This window comes from Promicromonospora sp. NPDC019610, assembly GCF_044389365.1.
Classification (GTDB): domain Bacteria; phylum Actinomycetota; class Actinomycetes; order Actinomycetales; family Cellulomonadaceae; genus Promicromonospora.
The window spans coordinates 1,643,867-1,661,468 of the sequence record NZ_JBIRXX010000001.1; the positions used below are offsets into that span (position 1 = coordinate 1,643,867).

15 protein-coding genes are annotated in these 17,602 nt (G+C 72.4%); 13 read left to right on the forward strand and 2 right to left on the reverse strand.

Annotation, left to right across the window (positions count from 1 at the left end; translation table 11 throughout):
• Positions 1–111: 111 nt before the first annotated feature.
• The 11 genes from ACH45N_RS07360 (at position 112) to deoC (ending at position 11,912) form a co-directional block, all read left to right on the forward strand.
• Positions 112–1,341: an amidohydrolase gene (locus ACH45N_RS07360; protein WP_397393817.1), complete on the forward strand. Its 1,230-nt coding sequence runs from the start codon at positions 112–114 to the stop codon at positions 1,339–1,341.
• A gap of 154 nt (positions 1,342–1,495) precedes the next feature.
• Positions 1,496–2,578, forward strand: coding sequence for a BMP family protein (locus ACH45N_RS07365; protein ID WP_397392588.1), 1,083 nt, complete (start codon positions 1,496–1,498; stop codon positions 2,576–2,578).
• Between the two features lie 130 nt (positions 2,579–2,708).
• A complete protein-coding gene (locus ACH45N_RS07370) occupies positions 2,709–4,238 on the forward strand; it encodes an ABC transporter ATP-binding protein (protein ID WP_397392590.1) in 1,530 nt (509 codons plus the stop codon).
• A complete protein-coding gene (locus ACH45N_RS07375) occupies positions 4,235–5,587 on the forward strand; it encodes an ABC transporter permease (protein ID WP_397392592.1) in 1,353 nt (450 codons plus the stop codon). The genes ACH45N_RS07370 and ACH45N_RS07375 overlap by 4 nt, the downstream gene beginning before the upstream one ends.
• The gene (locus ACH45N_RS07380; protein ID WP_397392594.1) at positions 5,584–6,882 is read left to right on the forward strand and encodes an ABC transporter permease; all 1,299 of its coding nucleotides are present in this window, start codon (positions 5,584–5,586) and stop codon (positions 6,880–6,882) included. The genes ACH45N_RS07375 and ACH45N_RS07380 overlap by 4 nt, the downstream gene beginning before the upstream one ends.
• Positions 6,883–6,893: 11 nt before the next feature.
• Positions 6,894–7,331 carry a cytidine deaminase gene (locus ACH45N_RS07385; RefSeq protein WP_397392596.1) on the forward strand — a complete coding sequence of 146 codons (438 nt, stop codon included), beginning with the start codon at positions 6,894–6,896 and terminating at the stop codon, positions 7,329–7,331.
• Complete coding sequence (locus ACH45N_RS07390) at positions 7,328–8,710, forward strand: thymidine phosphorylase (RefSeq protein WP_397392598.1); 1,383 nt, start codon at positions 7,328–7,330, stop codon at positions 8,708–8,710. The genes ACH45N_RS07385 and ACH45N_RS07390 overlap by 4 nt, the downstream gene beginning before the upstream one ends.
• A gap of 135 nt (positions 8,711–8,845) precedes the next feature.
• Positions 8,846–9,724: a hypothetical protein gene (locus tag ACH45N_RS07395; protein WP_397392600.1), complete on the forward strand. Its 879-nt coding sequence runs from the start codon at positions 8,846–8,848 to the stop codon at positions 9,722–9,724.
• Between the two features lie 37 nt (positions 9,725–9,761).
• Positions 9,762–9,971, forward strand: coding sequence for a hypothetical protein (locus tag ACH45N_RS07400; protein ID WP_397392602.1), 210 nt, complete (start codon positions 9,762–9,764; stop codon positions 9,969–9,971).
• Positions 9,972–10,005: 34 nt separating this feature from the next.
• Positions 10,006–11,163 (forward strand): adenosine deaminase, encoded by a 1,158-nt coding sequence (locus ACH45N_RS07405; RefSeq protein ID WP_397392604.1) that lies wholly within the window; start codon positions 10,006–10,008, stop codon positions 11,161–11,163.
• Positions 11,160–11,912 carry a deoxyribose-phosphate aldolase gene (gene deoC, locus ACH45N_RS07410; RefSeq protein ID WP_397392606.1) on the forward strand — a complete coding sequence of 251 codons (753 nt, stop codon included), beginning with the start codon at positions 11,160–11,162 and terminating at the stop codon, positions 11,910–11,912. Before ACH45N_RS07405 ends, deoC begins: the two co-directional genes overlap by 4 nt.
• 66 nt (positions 11,913–11,978) lie before the next feature.
• On the opposite strand, the gene ACH45N_RS07415 is transcribed toward deoC, so the two are convergent.
• The gene (locus tag ACH45N_RS07415) at positions 11,979–14,705 is read right to left on the reverse strand and encodes a glycosyltransferase (RefSeq protein WP_397392608.1); all 2,727 of its coding nucleotides are present in this window, start codon (positions 14,703–14,705) and stop codon (positions 11,979–11,981) included.
• Positions 14,706–14,911: 206 nt separating this feature from the next.
• Between ACH45N_RS07415 and ACH45N_RS07420 the strand changes: the two genes are divergently transcribed.
• Complete coding sequence (locus ACH45N_RS07420; protein WP_397392610.1) at positions 14,912–15,451, forward strand: DUF402 domain-containing protein; 540 nt, start codon at positions 14,912–14,914, stop codon at positions 15,449–15,451.
• Between the two features lie 26 nt (positions 15,452–15,477).
• On the opposite strand, the gene ACH45N_RS07425 is transcribed toward ACH45N_RS07420, so the two are convergent.
• Positions 15,478–16,278 (reverse strand): siderophore-interacting protein, encoded by an 801-nt coding sequence (locus ACH45N_RS07425; protein WP_397392612.1) that lies wholly within the window; start codon positions 16,276–16,278, stop codon positions 15,478–15,480.
• Between the two features lie 155 nt (positions 16,279–16,433).
• On the opposite strand from ACH45N_RS07425, the gene ACH45N_RS07430 reads away from it, so the two are divergent.
• Positions 16,434–17,600 carry a nucleotide sugar dehydrogenase gene (locus ACH45N_RS07430; protein ID WP_397392614.1) on the forward strand — a complete coding sequence of 389 codons (1,167 nt, stop codon included), beginning with the start codon at positions 16,434–16,436 and terminating at the stop codon, positions 17,598–17,600.
• Positions 17,601–17,602: the final 2 nt, after the last annotated feature.

Here is a 17,602-nt window from a genome sequence, read left to right on the forward strand (position 1 = left end):
ATCGCCCGCTGCCGTGTCTCGCGGGGCGGACGGCGCTACCGTGAGTGCGTGAACCCGACCCACGAGCCCGTCAGTATCGCCGACTTCGATCAGATCGTTTCGCACGATCAGATGCCGGTCGGGGACGTGCCCGGGGGGAACGCGACGGACGTCGTCGCAGGCCTGGCGGCCAGGGTCGGCGAGCTGGCCGACGGGTTCGACGCGGAGCTGGTCGCGTTCCGCCGCGACGTGCACCGCCACCCGGAGCTGTCGCGCCAGGAGATCCGCACCTCCGCGCTCCTGGTCGAGCGCCTGCGGGCCGCCGGGCTCGACCCGCGCCCCCTGCCGACGGGCTCCGGCCTGGTCTGCGACATCGGCCCCGACCACGGGCCCGACGGCGAGGGCCGGGTGGGCCTGCGCGCCGACCTCGACGCGCTGCCGCTGCACGAGACGAGCGGCGTGGAGTTCGCCTCGACCCGGCCGGGCGTGGCCCACGCCTGCGGGCACGACGTGCACACCACCGTGGTGCTCGGCGCGGGCCTCGTGCTCGCCCGCCTCCAGGAGGAGGGACGGCTGCGGCGCGGCGTCCGGCTCTTCTTCCAGCCCGCCGAGGAGGTCTTCCCCGGCGGTGCGGAGGACATCATCAACAAGACCTCCGAGCTGGACGGCGTGGACCGCATGGCCGCGCTGCACTGCGACCCGAAGTTCGACGTCGGCCACGTGGGTACCCGCATCGGCCCCATCACGTCGGCGAGCGACTCCGTCATGGTGACCATCTCGTCGGCCGGCGGCCACACCTCGCGTCCCCACCTCACCGGCGACGTCGTGTTCGCGCTCGGCCAGGTCATCACGCAGACGCCCGCCGTGCTGGGCCGGCGGCTGGACCCCCGCTCGGGCGTGAACCTCACGTGGGGCGCGGTCCAGGCGGGCTCGACGCCCAACGCGATCCCGTCGACCGGCATCCTCAAGGGCACGCTGCGCTGCCTCGACGTCCGCGCGTGGGAGAAGGCCGGCGAGCTGGTGCGCGAGGCCGTGGAGCAGGTCGTGGCCCCGTACCAGGTGGACATCTCGGTGACCGTGACCCACGGCGTGCCGCCCGTCGAGAACGAGGCGGAGGCCACCGGGGACCTGGAGGCAGCGATCCGCGACGCCGTCGGGCCCGATGCCGTGCAGCTCACCGAGCAGTCGATGGGCGGCGAGGACTTCGCCTGGTACCTGCGCAAGGTCCCGGGCACCATGGCGCGGCTCGGCGTGCGCACCCCGGGTGGGCGCACCTATGACCTGCACCAGGGCGACCTGGTCGTGGACGAGCGCGCGATCGGCGTCGGCGTAAGGACACTCGCCCAGTTCGCTGCCTCCTGAGCGAGAAGTGTTGCTGTCGATGACGCTTCGGTAACGACTTACTCCGGTTACCGTCTCGAAACGCGAAATGCCAGATGCGCTGGCTACCCTCGGTGCGGTATAGGGCTCCAGATCCGTCTGGAACGTCGCCCTCAGGATCATCGAAGGAGCACCAGTGAAGAAGGCTGTCTGGCTCACCGCCCTTGCGGGAGCAACGGCGCTCGCGCTCTCGGCGTGCGGCGCCGCCCCGGAGGAGTCCACGGGTGGCGAGACCGCCGCCGCCAGTGACTTCAAGCCCTGCATCGTCTCGGACGCCGGCGGGTTCGACGACAAGAGCTTCAACCAGCTCAGCTTCGAAGGCGTGAACGCTGCCGCCGACGAGCTCGGCACGAAGGCCGTCTCGGTCCAGTCCGCGTCGGAGAGCGACTACAAGGGCAACGTCGAGTCCCTCGTGGCCGAGGACTGCGACACGATCGTCACGGTCGGCTTCGCGCTGTCGGCCACCACGATCGAGTCCGCGACCGAGAACCCGGACATCGACTACATCATCATCGACGACGCGGCCGACGCGGACTTCGACGGCAAGGCCGACGCCGACAACATCAAGCCGCTGCTGTACGACACGGCGCAGGGCGCGTTCCTCGCGGGCTACCTCGCCGCGGGCTACTCGGAGGCCGGCAAGGTCGGCACCTTCGGTGGCATGGACTACCCGACCGTCACCATCTTCATGGACGGCTTCAAGCAGGGCGTCGACTACTACAACGAGACCAAGGGCGAGAACGTCGAGCTCGTCGGCTGGGACGGCAAGAAGGGCTCGTTCACGGGCGGCTTCGCCGCCGACCCGGCGGCCAAGCAGACGGCGCAGAACGTTCTGGACCAGGGCGTCGACGTGATCCTGCCTGTCGGTGGCCCGATCTACCAGTCGGCCATGGACGCGATCGCGGACTCGGGCGAGGACGTCGCCCTGATCGGCGTGGACGCCGACTTCTACGAGTCGGACCCGGCCACGCAGGACATCGTGCTGACCTCGATCCTCAAGGGGATGGACGTCTCCACGCAGGAGGCAGTCGTCGCCTCGGGCAACGACGAGTTCGACCCGACCCCGTACGTGGGTACCCTCGAGAACGGCGGCGTGGACATCGCCCCGCTGCACAACTTCGAGGACAAGGTGGACCCGGCCCTGTGGGAAGAGGTCCAGGCCCTCAAGGAGTCGATCATCGCCGGCGACGTCAAGGTGAAGTCCTACCTCGCCGAGTGACCCGCGGGTCACGGCTGCCGGCTGATCGGTCGACGGTCGATACTTGACGCAAGATGGTCCCGGGGGGCACGGCACGCGCCGTGCGCCCCGGGACCTGTCATGAGCAGGACCCCTGTCGGGAAGGATTCCTATGCGGCTCGAGCTGCGCGGCATCACCAAGCGCTTCGGCGCGCTCGTCGCGAACGACCACATCGACCTGGTGGTGCAGCCAGGTGAGATCCACTCGCTCCTGGGCGAGAACGGGGCGGGCAAGTCCACCCTGATGAACGTGCTGTACGGCCTGTACGAGGCCGACGAGGGCGAGATCCTCCTGGACGACGTCGTCCAGGACTTCGCCGGCCCGGGCGACGCCATGGGTGCGGGCATCGGCATGGTGCACCAGCACTTCATGCTCGTGCCCGTCTTCACCGTGGCCGAGAACGTCATGCTCGGTCACGAGCAGACCCGCGGCGGCGGCCGCCTCGACCTGGAGGCGGCCCGCGCCCAGGTGCGGGAGATCTCCGCCCGCTTCGGCTTCCACGTGGACCCCGACGCCGTCGTCGAGGACCTGCCCGTGGGCGTGCAGCAGCGGGTGGAGATCATCAAGGCGCTCTCCCGGAACGCCGACGTGCTGGTCTTCGACGAGCCGACGGCGGTGCTCACGCCGCAGGAGACCGACGAGCTGATGGCGATCATGCGCCAGCTGCGCGACGAGGGCTCCGCGATCGTGTTCATCACCCACAAGCTGCGCGAGGTGCGCGCCGTGGCCGACCGCATCACGGTCATCCGGCACGGCAAGGTCGTGGGCGAGGCCAGCCCGACGGCGTCCGACGCCGAGCTCGCCTCCCTGATGGTCGGTCGCTCCGTCGAGCTCACCGTGCAGAAGGAGACACCGACCCTGCGGGACAACGCGCTGCAGGTGACCGACCTGGTGGTCACCAGCGAGTCCGGCGTCGTGGTGGTCGACGGCGTCAGCTTCGAGGTGCGCGGCGGCGAGGTGCTCGTGATCGCCGGCGTGCAGGGCAACGGCCAGACCGAGCTCACCGAGGCCCTGATCGGGCTGCAGGGTGACGTGTCCGGCAGCATCGCGCTCGACGGCAAGGAGCTGGTGGGCCGCTCGGTGCGCCGCATCCTCGACCAGGGCGTGGGCTTCGTGCCCGAGGACCGCACGCTCGACGGGCTGATCGGCGAGTTCACCATCGCCGAGAACCTCATGCTCGACCGCACCGACGGGCCGCCGTTCGTGAAGGCGGGGGCGCTGCAGCTCGCACACCGCGACCGGTTCGCCGACGAGAAGGTCGCGGAGTTCGACGTCCGCACGCAGAGCATCACCACGCCGGTGGGCCGCCTGTCGGGCGGTAACCAGCAGAAGGTGGTGCTCGCCCGCGAGCTGTCCCGCGACCTGCGCCTGTTCGTGGCGGCACAGCCGACGCGCGGCGTGGACGTGGGTTCCATCGAGTTCATCCACAAGCGGATCGTCGCCACGCGCGACGCCGGGGTGCCGGTGGTCGTGGTCTCGACGGAGCTGGACGAGGCGGTGGCCCTGGCCGACCGCATCATGGTGATGTACCGCGGCAAGGTGGTGGGCATCGTGCCCGCGGACACCCCGCGCGACGTGCTGGGCCTGATGATGGCGGGTATCTCGCCTGAGGACGCGAAGGACGGAGGCGAGGCGGCATGAACGCGCCCGAACCGAGCCCGGGGAACAACCCCGAGCAGGAGCCGGGCCTCGACCCCGGCACCGCCGAGGAGCTGGAGCAGGAGCGCGCCCGCGAGCTGGGCGCACCCGACGGCGAGGAGGTGCAGGACACCGCCAGCCGCATGGCCAGGGCCCTGCAGCAGACGATGACCAGCTCCTGGACCGTAGCCGTCGGCGCCGTGCTGCTCGCCGTCCTGGCGGGCTCGATCATGATCGCCTTCACCGACGAGGAGGTGAAGACGGCAGCGGTGTACTTCTTCGCGCGGCCCGTCGACACCTTCGTCGCGATCGGGCAGGCGGTCGGCGGTGCCTACGCCGCGCTGTTCCGCGGCTCCGTGGTGAACCTGCAGGCGCCGGACCTCGTCACCGCGATCCGGCCGCTGACCGAGACGTTCAGCTACGCGACCCCGCTCATCGCGGCGGGGCTCGGCGTGGCCCTCGCGTTCCGGGCCGGCCTGTTCAACATCGGCGGCCAGGGACAGATGCTCGTGGCGGCCGCGGCGGCCGGCTGGGTGGGCTTCGGCGTCAGCGGGGTGCCGTTCCCGCTGCACCTGCTCATGGCCCTCGTGGCGGGCATCGCGGCCGGCGCCGTGTGGGCGGGCATCGCCGGCGTGCTCAAGGCCCGCACCGGGGCGCACGAGGTGATCGTCACGATCATGCTCAACTACGTCGCGTTCTACCTGATCTCCTACTTCCTGGCGACGCCGGGTCTGCTGCAGGCGCCCGGCTCGTCCAACCCGAAGACGCCGCCGACCCCCGAGTCGGCGCAGCTGCCCACCCTGCTGGGCGACCGGTTCAACGTGACCTGGGGCTTCGTGCTGGCGCTGCTGGCCGTCGTCGGCGTGTGGTGGCTGCTCAACCGCTCGTCCACCGGCTTCGCGTTCCGTGCCGTGGGCGAGAACCCGCGTGCGGCGCGCGTGGCCGGCATCGACACGGGGCGGGCCACCATCAACGTGATGCTGGTGGCCGGTGGCCTGGTCGGCCTGGCCGGTGCCTCGCAGGTGCTGGGCGGCGTGACCACGGGCTTCAGCTCCGACATCGACGCAGGCATCGGCTTCGACGCCATCACGGTCGCGCTGCTCGGCGGGTCCAACCCGTGGGGCGTGCTCGCGGCGGGCATCCTGTTCGGCGCGTTCAAGGCGGGCGGCACCACCATGCAGGCCGCCGAGGGCGTCCCGAGCGACATCGTGCTCGTGGTCCAGTCGCTCATCGTGCTGTTCATCGCCGCGCCGCCGCTGGTGCGGGCCATCTTCCGGCTGCCCGACCCGAACCGGCGTCGGACACCGAAGAAGGCCAAGGCGGCCCGGAACCGGAAGGAGGCGGCCGCGTGAGCGCCGACCACAAGACCACCCAGCTCGACGCGCCGCTGTCGGAGACGACGCGCACCGTCACGCTCGTGTCGTGGAAGACGGCGGGCGTGCTGCTCACCGTGACCGTGCTGTACGCGCTGCTGCTGCTCGCCGTGCCGCACTCGGGCGACACCCGGTTCCTGCTGTCCCAGCGGGGCGACTTCTTCCAGATCCCGGTGATCGTGGTGCCCGCGACGGTGTTCGCGTGGGTGTGCGGGGCCGTGATGCTCGCGGTGACCGCCGTCGCCTTCGCGCTCACGGCGCGCGGACGCCGCACGTCGGTCTGGCTCGTCGTGCTCTACTCCCTGGCCGGCCTGCTCGGCTTCCTGGCCTGGGCCGGCGCGGGCAGCCCCCGTGACCTGTCGATCGTGGGCCTGCTCGGCGGCGCCGTGCTGTGGTCCGTGCCGTTCGTCTACGGCGCGCTGGGCGGCGTGATCGGCGAGCGCGCGGGCGTCGTCAACATCGCGATCGAGGCGCAACTCCTCGGCGCGGCCTTCACGGCGGCGATCGTCTCGTCGATCACGAACAGCGCGGTGGCCGGCCTGGTCGCGGCCCTGTTCGCGGGCGCGCTCGTGGCGCTGGTCCTCGGCGTGTTCGCGATCACGTACCACGTGAACCAGGTGATCGTCGGTGTCGTGCTCAACGTGCTGGTGGTCGGCCTGACCAGCTTCCTGTACTCGCAGGTGCTGGTGCCGAGCGCGGAGACGCTGAACTCGACCACGCGGTTCCAGTCCATCCCGATCCCGGTGCTGTCGGACATCCCGGTGATCGGCCCGGTGCTGTTCGACCAGCCGCTGCTCATCTACCTGATGTTCGTCGCCGTGCCGACCGTCTGGTACACGCTGAACCGTACCCGCTGGGGCCTGCGCCTGCGGGCCGTGGGCGAGCACCCGAAGGCCGCCGACACCGTGGGCATCGACGTGGTGCGCACCCGGTACAACGCCGTGCTCGTGGCTGGCGCCGTGGCGGGCCTAGGCGGTGCGTTCTACACGACCGTCCAGCTCAGCCAGTTCGGCGAGAACATGACCGGCGGCGCGGGCTACATCGCCCTGGCCGCCGTCATCTTCGGCAAGTGGGACCCGGTGCGCGCCGCCTTCGCGGGCCTGCTGTTCGGCTTCGCGTCGAACCTGCAGAACGTGCTGTCCGTGGTGGGCTCGCCCGTGCCGAGCCAGTTCATGCTCATGATCCCGTACGTCGTCACCCTGCTCGCCGTCGCGGGTCTCGTCGGGCGCTCGCGCCCGCCGGCCGCGTCGGGCGAGCCGTACGTCAAGGGGTGAGGATGGTGGACGTGAGCTCTACGGAACAGGTGCGCCCGGACGGCGTCGTCGACTGGGACGGCCTGCGGGCCGCGGCCCGCGACGCGGTCGGCAAGGCCTACGCGCCCTACTCGGAGTTCAAGGTCGGCGCGGCGGCCTTCGCCGCCGACGGGCGCCTGCTGACGGGCGCCAACATCGAGAACGCGGCGTACGGGGTCACCCTGTGCGCCGAGTGCTCGCTGGTCAGCGCGCTGATCATGTCGGGCGGCGGACGGCTGGCCGCGTTCACCTGCGTGAACGCGCTCGGCGAGACGATCATGCCGTGCGGCCGGTGCCGGCAGCTCCTGTGGGAGCACGGCGGTGCCGAGCTGCTCGTGGACACCCCGCTGGGCATCGTGCCGATGACGGAAGTACTGCCCCAGGCCTTCGGGCCGGGCGACCTGGACCACGTGCGAGAGGCAACCCGATGACCGAGCCGTTCGACGCCGTCGACCTGATCCGGGTCAAGCGCGACAACACGGAGTCGCTGACCGACGAGCAGATCGACTGGCTCGTCGACGCGTACACGCGCGGCGCGGTGGCCGACGAGCAGATGTCCGCCATGACCATGGCGATCCTGCTCAACGGGATGACCCGGCAGGAGATCTCCCGGTGGACCGCCGCGATGATCCGGTCCGGCGAGCGCATGTCGTTCTCCGCGCTGTCCCGGCCCACGGCGGACAAGCACTCCACCGGCGGCGTGGGTGACAAGATCACGCTGCCCCTGGCACCGCTGGTCGCGGTGTTCGACGTCGCCGTGCCGCAGCTCTCGGGCCGCGGCCTCGGCCACACGGGTGGCACCCTGGACAAGCTGGAGGCCATCCCGGGCTGGCGGGCCTCGCTGACCAACGCCGAGATGATGGCCCAGCTCGACTCCGTGGGCGCAGTCATCTGCGCCGCGGGCGCGGGCCTCGCCCCTGCGGACAAGAAGCTGTACGCGCTGCGCGACGTCACCGCGACCGTCGAGGCGATCCCGCTCATCGCGAGCTCGATCATGTCCAAGAAGATCGCCGAGGGCACCGGCGCGCTGGTGCTCGACGTCAAGGTCGGCTCCGGCGCCTTCATGAAGACCCTGGACAGCGCGCGCGAGCTCGCCCGCACCATGGTGGACCTCGGGACCGACGCCGGCGTGCGCACCGTCGCCCTGGTCACGGACATGTCCGTACCGCTCGGCCTGACCGCCGGCAACGCCCTGGAGGTGCGGGAGTCGCTGGAGGTGCTCGCGGGCGGCGGCCCGTCCGACGTCGTCGACCTGACGGTGGCGCTCGCCGTGGAGATGCTCGCCGCGGCGGAGCGGCCCCGGCCGGAGGAGGACGTGCGGGCCGCGCTGGCCGACGGCCGTGCCATGGACAAGTGGCGGGCCATGATCGCCGCGCAGGGCGGCGACGTGGACGCGCCGCTGCCGGTCGCCAAGGAGACCGAGACGGTGGTGGCGCCCGAGTCCGGCGTGCTCACCTCGCTCGACGCGTACGCGGTGGGCGTGGCGGTCCGGCGCCTGGGCGCGGGCCGGGCCCGCAAGGAGGACGAGGTCCAGGCGGCGGCCGGCATCGAGATCCACGTGAAGCCGGGCGAGGAGGTGACCGCCGGGCAGCCCCTGCTGACCCTGCACACCGACACACCCGAGCGGTTCGCCCGGGCCCGCGAGGCGCTCGACGGCGGCTGGTCCGTCGACCCGGCCGGCAACGGCGTGCTGGGCGGAGCCCTCGGGGGCGCCGCCGGCGCTCTGGCGAGCATGGACATGGGGGCCGGTGCCCTGGTCGGCGCGGCCCTGGCGTCGCGGGGATCGGTGGTGCTCGACCGCATCGTCTGAGGTGGGAGGTAGTTTTCACCCACCGGAAGCGGGCCGGTAGCGTTCTTCAGCGTGGCGGTCCGGCGAGTCGCGGGACGTCGGCTTAGCCTGACGAACGTGCAGTCGACAATGCGCCTTTCGTCCCTGCTCGGTGCGATGCGTGCATTCGCCGGGCCCGTCCCTGCTCCGCCGCCGCGGGGTCGCTTCGAGCGGCCCGCGATCCCGGACGACGTCGAGCGCCGGCTCGAGTCGGTGACGTCGCGCGCCCGGCGGTCCGTCCTGGACCCGCTCGGGCGCGAGCGCGGCACCGGGACCGTCGGCTTCCCCCGGCGGCTGAACCTCCCGTCGCTCGACGGCGACACCGCCGCGGCCGTGCAGGTCGACGAGACCACGTGCGGGTCGGCGGTGCTCGCGATGCTGGGGCTGGCCGGCGACCCGCGGGCGGCGCTGCGGCTCGCCGGAACCGACCCCGCCGCACGGTTCGTGCGCCTGCAGCACGCCGTCCAGGCGGCCACGAACCGGCACGGGCTGGTCGTGGCGGCCTGGCCGCGCACCTACGGCACGCCCCCGTGGGGCGCCGCCCGGTTCGCCAGCTACGGCGGCGTGCGCTACACCCACCGGGTCGCGGGCTCCCGCGGGTTGCTGGAGGCGGCGGTCGCCGCCGCCCGTGCGGGCATCCCGGTGCCCCTGTACACGGGCGGCGACGTGACGAGCGGGTGGGACGCCGCCGTCCCGCGCCACGTGGTGCTGCTCACCCTGGCCGACGGCGAGGGGACCGAGGGCAACGCGGTGATCTACGAGCCGTCCGGGGCGGGGCTGCACACCGTCCCGGTGGCCGTGCTGCTCGACCCGCCGCCCGCCCTGCCGCTGGAGGCCGAGACGCAACAGACCACGGGGGACCGCACGGCCGCGCGCGTGCGCAAGGCGCTCACCGCGGCGCTCGGCGGCTGGCCGCACGTGGCCTGGGTGGTGCTGCCGGAGCGCGCGGGCCGGTGGCAGGGCGGCGGCACCGGGGCGACGATGGAAGCCTACTGACGGGCGGTCCAGGCCGGACCGCCGACGAGGAGGTCAGATGAGCACCCTGCCCGGTCCCGACTCCTGGCGCGACGCCGGGCTCGACCCGCCCGAGGACGCCGAGGTCGACCCCACGCACGAGCCGGACGAGTACGTCCCGGACGCGCCCCGCCCGGACAGCGACGGCGACGCGAACGAGGCCGACGTCGTCGAGCAGGCCCTCGACGCCTCCGCCGACGAGGACGACGAGAGCCCCGGCGCCGGCTGACGCTGGTGTCGGTGCCGGACGGTAGGTTGTCAGCATGACCACGCAAGACCACGGGGCGCGCCCCGGCGAGGCGCTGATCCGCGCCCTGCCCAAGGTAGTGCTCCACGACCACCTCGACGGGGGCCTGCGGCCACAGACCGTCCTCGAGCTCGCGGACGCCGCCGGGCACGAGCTGCCCGCGACCGACGCCGACTCCCTCGCCGCCTGGTTCCGCGACGCGGCCGACTCCGGCACGCTGGTGCGCTACCTCGAGACCTTCGAGCACACCATCGCCGTCATGCAGACGGCCGACAACCTGGCCCGGGTCGCCCGCGAGGCGGTGCTCGACCTCGCCGCCGACGGCGTCGTCTACGCCGAGCAGCGCTGGGCGCCCGAGCAGCACCTGCGCGGCGGGCTGTCGCTCGGCGAGGCCGTCGAGGCGGTGCAGGCCGGGATCGACGACGGCATCGCGGCCGCAGCGGCGGGCGGCCACCTCATCCGGGTCGGCCAGCTCGTCGGCGCGATGCGCCAGGCCGACCGCTGGCAGGAGGTCGCCGACCTGGCCGTCACGTACCGGGACCGCGGCGTGGTCGGGTTCGACATCGCGGGCCCCGAGGACGGGTTCCTGCCGTCGCGCCACCTCGGGATCTGGCGCTTCCTCGCGGAGCACGACGTCCCCGTGACCATCCACGCCGGCGAGGCCGCCGGCCTCGACTCCATCGGGCAGGCCGTGCACCTCGGGCAGGCGGACCGGCTGGGCCACGGCGCCCGGATCATCGACGACATCGCCTTCGTCACCGCCGGCGACCACGACCCGTCCGACGGCGCGCTCTCGGCCGACGGCCGCGGCGGCTCGGCCGACCTCGGCCGCCTGGCGCACTGGGTGCGCGACCACCAGATCCCGCTCGAGCTGTGCCCCGTGTCGAACCTGCAGACGGGCGTCGCCGACTCGATCGCGACGCACCCGATCACCCGCCTCAAGGAGCTCGACTTCGCCGTCACGCTCAACACCGACAACCGCCTCATGTCCCGCACGTCGATGACGCACGAGATGAAGCTGCTCGTCGACGAGGCCGGCTGGACGATCGACGACCTCGTCGACGTGACCGTCACCGCCGCCTGGGGTGCCTTCATGCACCATGACGAGCGCCGCGACCTGGTCGACCAGGTCATCATGCCCGGATTCCAGAAAGTCGAAGGTGCCCTCGTATGACCGCACAGACCCACGCGCCGCAGCCCGCCCGGGTGCCGCGCGACAAGGCGGCCCTCGCCGCGTTCGTGGACCACACCCTGCTCAAGCCGGAGACCACGGCCGCCGACGTGGCCGCGCTGGTCGAGGAGGGTGCCGACCTCGGCGTGTACTCGGTGTGCGTCTCGCCGTCGTTCGTGTCGCTCGCCGTCGAGGTCGCTGCCGGGCGGCTCGCCGTCGCGACGGTGTGCGGATTCCCGTCCGGCAAGCACATGACCGACGTGAAGGCGTTCGAGGCGGCCCGCGCCGTGGCCGACGACGCCGACGAGGTCGACATGGTGATCGACGTCGGCACCGCGCGCGCCGGCCGGTTCGACGTGGTCGAGGCCGACATCGCCGCGGTCCGCGCGGCCGTGCAGCCCGGCCGCATCCTCAAGGTGATCATCGAGTCCGCCGCCCTCACCGACGAGCAGATCGTGGGCGCGTGCAAGGCGGCCGAGGCCGCCGGCGCCGACTTCGTCAAGACCTCCACGGGCTTCCACCCGGCCGGCGGTGCCTCGGTCCACGCCGTCTCGCTCATGGCGCGCACCGTGGGCGCGGCGGGCGGCGGCCGGCTCGGTGTCAAGGCCTCGGGCGGCATCCGGGACCTCGACACGGCGCTCGCGATGATCGAGGCGGGCGCCACCCGCTTGGGCCTGTCGGGCACGGCCTCGGTCCTGGCCGGCTTCGACCGGACCGGACCTGCTCCGGCCGCCGCCCCGACCGATTACTGATCGTTGAGTGCTGGGTATCTGCGGTCCTGGGCCTGCCAGGAGCGCAGATACCCAGCACTCAACAGGTCAGCGGCGGGCGTCCAGCCACGCCTCCGCGGCCTGCCAGTGCTCCTTGAGCAGGATGTACCGGTCCTCGTGCCAGGGCTTGACCGGGCCCGCCCAGTGGATCAGGCCCGGCTCGTCCACGAGCTCCTGCGTGGGCCACGCGTTCCACCGGGCGTCCAGGACGCGGTAGCGCGACCCGGCGTAGGCGTTCAGCACGTCCTGGTCGTTGAGCCCGTACCGCTCCGCGTACGGCACGAACTCCGCGGTGAACCCGTCGGCGCGCATGACGGCGAGGTCGAGCACCAGGATGCCCGCGTTGAAGCCCTGGTAGCCGTGCCGGTGCCGCTGCATCATGGCCCGCACCAGGTCGCGCGCGGCACCCGGGTCGTGCTGGAGCAGCCGCGTGGACCGGATGACGTTGCCGACGCCGTGCCGGTAGTTGTACGAGATCGACGGGCGGGCCGCCAGCGGCGCACCGCCGAGGTCGGTGTCGTACAGCTCGGCCACGTCCACCACGCACAGCGCGTCCAGGTCGTGGTAGAGCACGCGGTCGAGGTGCGGCAGCAGATCGGGCAGCAGCAGGCGGTCCATCGTGGCGACCGTGATGTGCCGGAGCATGCCGAGCACCGGGCCGTAGTCGATCCCGTCGCAGGCGTACCACTCGAACGTGACCTCGGGGAACAGCGCCGCCAGCCGCACATGGTCCGAGTCGCCGTGGTCCCGCGTCAGCGCGATCACCCGCACCGGCCGGTCCGTGTACCGCACCACCCCGGCGACCACCACCTCCATCTGGGAACGCAGGTTGCCGTCGAGGGCCACGGCGACGTTCAGCGCCGGGCCCGTGCCGGTCCGGGGCGAGACGGCCTCGACGACGGTCCGCGTGGCGCGCACCCCGGCGATGATGCCGGCCACGTCGCAGGTGCCGGGCGGTACCAGCACGGGTGCGGCGTGCACCGCCCGCGCCAGCTCGACCTCGGGGGCCACGGTGGCGGCCCAGGTCGCGTAGACCTCGTCGCGCGTGGCCCCGGCGAGGATCCTGGCCATCGCGGGGGCGACGACGTCCCGGATCCGGCGCTGCATGGCGCGCCGGCCGGCCTCGTCGGCGTCGAGCAGCCCCGCGAACCGGATGTCGGCGTCGTTCCGCGGCCGGAAGTCGACGTCGGCCCCGATCGACCAGGCCGGCAGGAAGGCGTGCAGGCGCGAGGTGACCACGCGCGAGTACCGGCTGCGGTAGGCGTCGAGCAGGTCGACGGCGTCGCGGACGTTCCGGGCGAAGGAGTTGCGTCGCACCTCGGGGTAGAGGTGCGTGACGGACTCGCCCGCGACGTCGTGCTCCGGGACGGGAGCGTCCACGTACACCGCCGGCGCCCCGGCGGGCGCGGGGGTGAAGGCGGCCGGGAACACGGTGTCGACGGTGGTGGTGAGGCAGCCGCTGAAGAACGCGGGGACGCCGGCGTTGAGCAGCAGGTGCACCGTGGTCCAGTCCCGGCAGCCGATCGGCCCGTGGGCCCGCAGGTAGTCGACGGCGGTGGGCGTGAGGACGGCGTGCTTGTTGATGTGGAACGACACGAACAGCGGCTGCAGGTTCTCGTGGAACGGGAAGTCGAACCGCAGGTCGAACTGGCTGTGCATGTACCAGCCGTACGCCAGCATCCACGTGTTCTCGGGCACGGCGTCCAGCCGTGACATGTCCCGCTGGACCAGAGTCAGGTCGACGTCCGCGCCGGGGCCCGGTACGACGTGCTCGGGCCGCACGCGGTCGGCGAGGAGCCGCACGGGTTCGGTGACACCGGCGTCGCCGTGCAGGCGCAGCCCCTCGTGCCGCAGCAGGTGGCCCAGGCTCGCGACGGTCTGGATCGTGTCGCCGATGTTGGTGGACGCGACGTTCTCGTCGGGCGCCTTGTAGTCGAGCACGGCGAACGACACGTGCCCGGCCGGCACCCGCGCCGGCGCGGCCGGCCGGTGCGCCTTGTCGACCCAGGGCGCCAGGTGGTCGATCGAGGCATGGACCTGCTCGGTCAGGCCGGCCCCGCGGCGGGCGGCGTCGAGGGCCTCGGCGGCCAGCGCGGCCTCGTCGGCGACGAACAGCAGCCGCGCGAGGTCGAGCAGCACGGGGGCGTCGGACACGATCCCGTGCCGCACCCAGGTCGCGGCGGTGCGGGCGACGTCGGGGCTGGCCATGGCGATGCCCGCCCGGAGGTACTCCGCCGGGGCCAGGCGGGCGGCGTCGTCCGGCCCGAGCTGGCGGAGCAGGTCCCAGGCGAGCTCGCGCAGGCCCACGCGCTGCGCGATCAGCGCGGCGCCGGCGACGCCGGCCCGGCGCGTCTCGGGACGCGCCATGAGCGAGTGGCAGAGCGACCGCCACTGGGCGGTGTCCAGGCTGCCGGAGGTGCGGATCGAGGTGGTGACGGCCTCGTCGATCGGCAGGCCGCGGCGCAGGGCGGCGGTGACCACGGCGTCACCGGAGAGCGGTTCGGGGCGCTCCTGGAACGGGCGGTCCGCGGCGCGGTCCGGGGCCGACCACACCTCCCGCGGCTGGCGGCTGGGCTCCTTGGCCTGGGTCCAGGACTCCTGGTCGGGAGTCGGCACGGGCCGGGCCTCGGGTAACGGGCCCGGGTTGTCGGGATGCGGGTTGTACAGGGTCTCGGCGGTGGCGGTGAGCAGCGCCTCGGCGATCATCTCGTCGGCGGCCGGGACCTGGTGCGCAGCCTCACCGGACGCGGCGAGACGGCGGCTTGCAGGGGACATGAAGACTCCTCGTGGGGTCGACGGTTGAGCAGGAGAACCGTCGTCCCGGCGTGTGCACGGCGCCGACGGTGGCCAGAGCGTAGTGCCCTCCGGTTACGCACCGACGACGACTGGGTAGGCTCCCGGACATGTCTGCGCAACAACCTGCTGACCAGGCCTTTTCATCGTTGCGGCCGACCGAGCCGGGCACTCTCGTGGGCTGCCGCATGCGCAAGTGGGACGGCACGCCGCACTGGCGGTTCGACGCCAGGTACCTGGGGCGGGACGAGCACGGCATGTGGCTCGGCTACCCGACCGGCACCCGGTTCAGCCGGCCCGGGCGGGACTACCGCACGCGCCATCCCGGGGTCGTCCTCTTCGGCGACGGCGGGTGGGTCGCCGACCTCTACCGAGGCAACCCGCGGGGCGTACTGCTCTACATCGACCTCGCCACGGTGCCCGAGTGGCGTGCGGTGCCCGACGGCGGGGACCACCGCCGTCCGGCGTTCGAGGTGTCCGCCGTCGACATGGACCTCGACGTGCTGGCGTTGCAGCCCGGCAGCGAGCGGGCGCGGGCGCGGGGCGATTTCTTCATCGACGACGAGGACGAGTTCGCCGAGCACTCCGTGCGGTACGGGTACCCGGCGTCCGTGGTGGCACAGGTGCGAGCGGACGCCGACGCCCTGCTCGCCGCGGTGAGCGCCGGGGAACCGCCCTACGACGGTGCCACGGCGGACCGCTGGTTCGCGGTGCTCGACGCGCTCTAGGAGCTGGTGAGCCTGGTGCTCCGCGCTCAGTGTGCGGCGAGCACCAGGTCGTCCTGCTCGACGGCGGCCCGCCAGTCGGCCTTCTCCGCGCGCCAGCGCTCGTCGTCGCGGCCGAGCCGCCAGTAGCCCGACGCGGAGAGCAGCTCGCGCGGCACGCCCAGCGTCGCGCGCGCCCAGCGGCGCAGGTCGCGCACGCAGCCGGCCTCGCCGTGCAGGAACGTGTGCGGGGTGCCGTCCGGCAGCTCGGCCGCCTGCACGACGTCGGCCAGGCTCGCGCCCGTGGACCGGTGCACCCAGGTGAGGCGGAGGTTCGCCGCGCTGGTGATCTCCTGCTCCTCCGACGCGTCGGCGACCTCGACGAAGGCGTGCGCCACTGCGCCGTCGGGCAGGGCCTCGCACGCGGCCGCGATGGCGGGGAGGGCGGACTCGTCGCCGGCCAGGAGGTGCCACGGGGCCTCGGGGGAGGGCGCGTAGTCGCCGCCCGGCCCCACGAAGGAGACCTCGTCGCCGGGCCGGACCCGCTGGGCCCACGGCCCGCCGTGGCCCACGTCGCCGTGCGTGACGACGTCGATGTCCCAGCCCGCCTCCGTCACCGCGCGGATGGTGTAGGTGCGCAGGACGGGGCGGCCCTCGGGCTCGGTGGGCTCGGCCATGACCAGCTTCACGTAGCGGTCGGGGAACGGTGTGGGGTCGACGTCGGCCAGCGTCTCGCCGCCGAGCGTCACCCGGATCATGTGCGGGGTGAGCTGCCGGACCGCGGTCACGGTCGCCGTGGTGCGGGTGCCTCTGCGGGGCTTCTCGGACGGTGCGCTGGTGGTCTGTGACATGGTGAGGCAAGCCTAACCTCGGGCGCGCTCGGTCGTCGGTGTGGCGTGCGTCACTGGATGAAGCGCTTCTCGGGCGCTCCAGCGCCGGACGTACGGACCACGCGGCGCGCCTACCATGGGCGCGTTGTCGAACTCTTCCTGTCAGGAGCCTGGTCGTGAAGATCGCTGTTGTCGGTACGGGGTATGTCGGGCTGTCCAACGCGGTGCTGCTCGCGCAGAACCACGAGGTCTGGGCACTCGACGTGGACCCGGTCAAGGTCGCGCAGGTCAACGACCGGATCTCGCCGATCGTGGACCCCGAGCTGGAGGAGTACCTGGCCGGCCGGGAGCTGACGCTGACCGCGACCCTGGACAAGGAGCAGGCGTACGCGGGGGCCGGGGTCGTGGTGATCGCGACGCCGACCAACTACGACGAGGTCACGAACTTCTTCGACACGTCCTCGGTCGAGACCGTGATCGACGACGTCCTGGAGCGGGTGCCCGACGCGACGATCGTGATCAAGTCGACGATCCCCGTCGGGTTCACCGAGCGTATGCGGGCCGAGCACCCCGGGGCCGCGATCGTCTTCTCCCCGGAGTTCCTGCGCGAGGGCCGGGCGCTGTACGACAACCTGCACCCCTCGCGCATCGTGGTCGGGGACCGCAGCGACCGCGGCAAGCAGTTCGCCGACCTCCTGCTGGAGGGCGCGCTGGACGAGGACACCCCCGTCCTGCTGACCCACCCGACCGAGGCCGAGGCGATCAAGCTGTTCGCCAACACCTACCTGGCGCTGCGCGTCGCGTACTTCAACGAGCTGGATACCTACGCGGCCACGCACGGCCTGGACACCGCGCAGATCATCGAGGGCGTGGGCCTCGACCCGCGGATCGGGACGCACTACAACAACCCGTCCTTCGGGTACGGGGGGTACTGCCTGCCCAAGGACACCAAGCAGCTGCTGGCCAACTACGCCACCGTGCCGCAGAACCTGATCAACGCGGTCGTGGACGCCAACACGACCCGCAAGGACTTCGTGGCCGCGGACATCCTGCGCCGGGAGCCGAGGACGGTGGGCGTGTATCGGCTGGTGATGAAGGCCGGGTCGGACAACTTCCGGGACTCCAGCATCCAGGGCATCATGAAGCGCATCAAGGCCAAGGGTGTCGAGGTCATCGTCTACGAGCCGTCGCTGGAGGAGGACGAGTTCTTCCACTCCGAGGTGGTGCGGGACTTGGACGAGCTCAAGAGCCGGGCCGACGTCATCATCGCGAACCGGCGCACGGAGGCCCTGGACGACGTCGCGGACAAGGTCTACACCCGCGACATCTACGGGCGGGACTGACC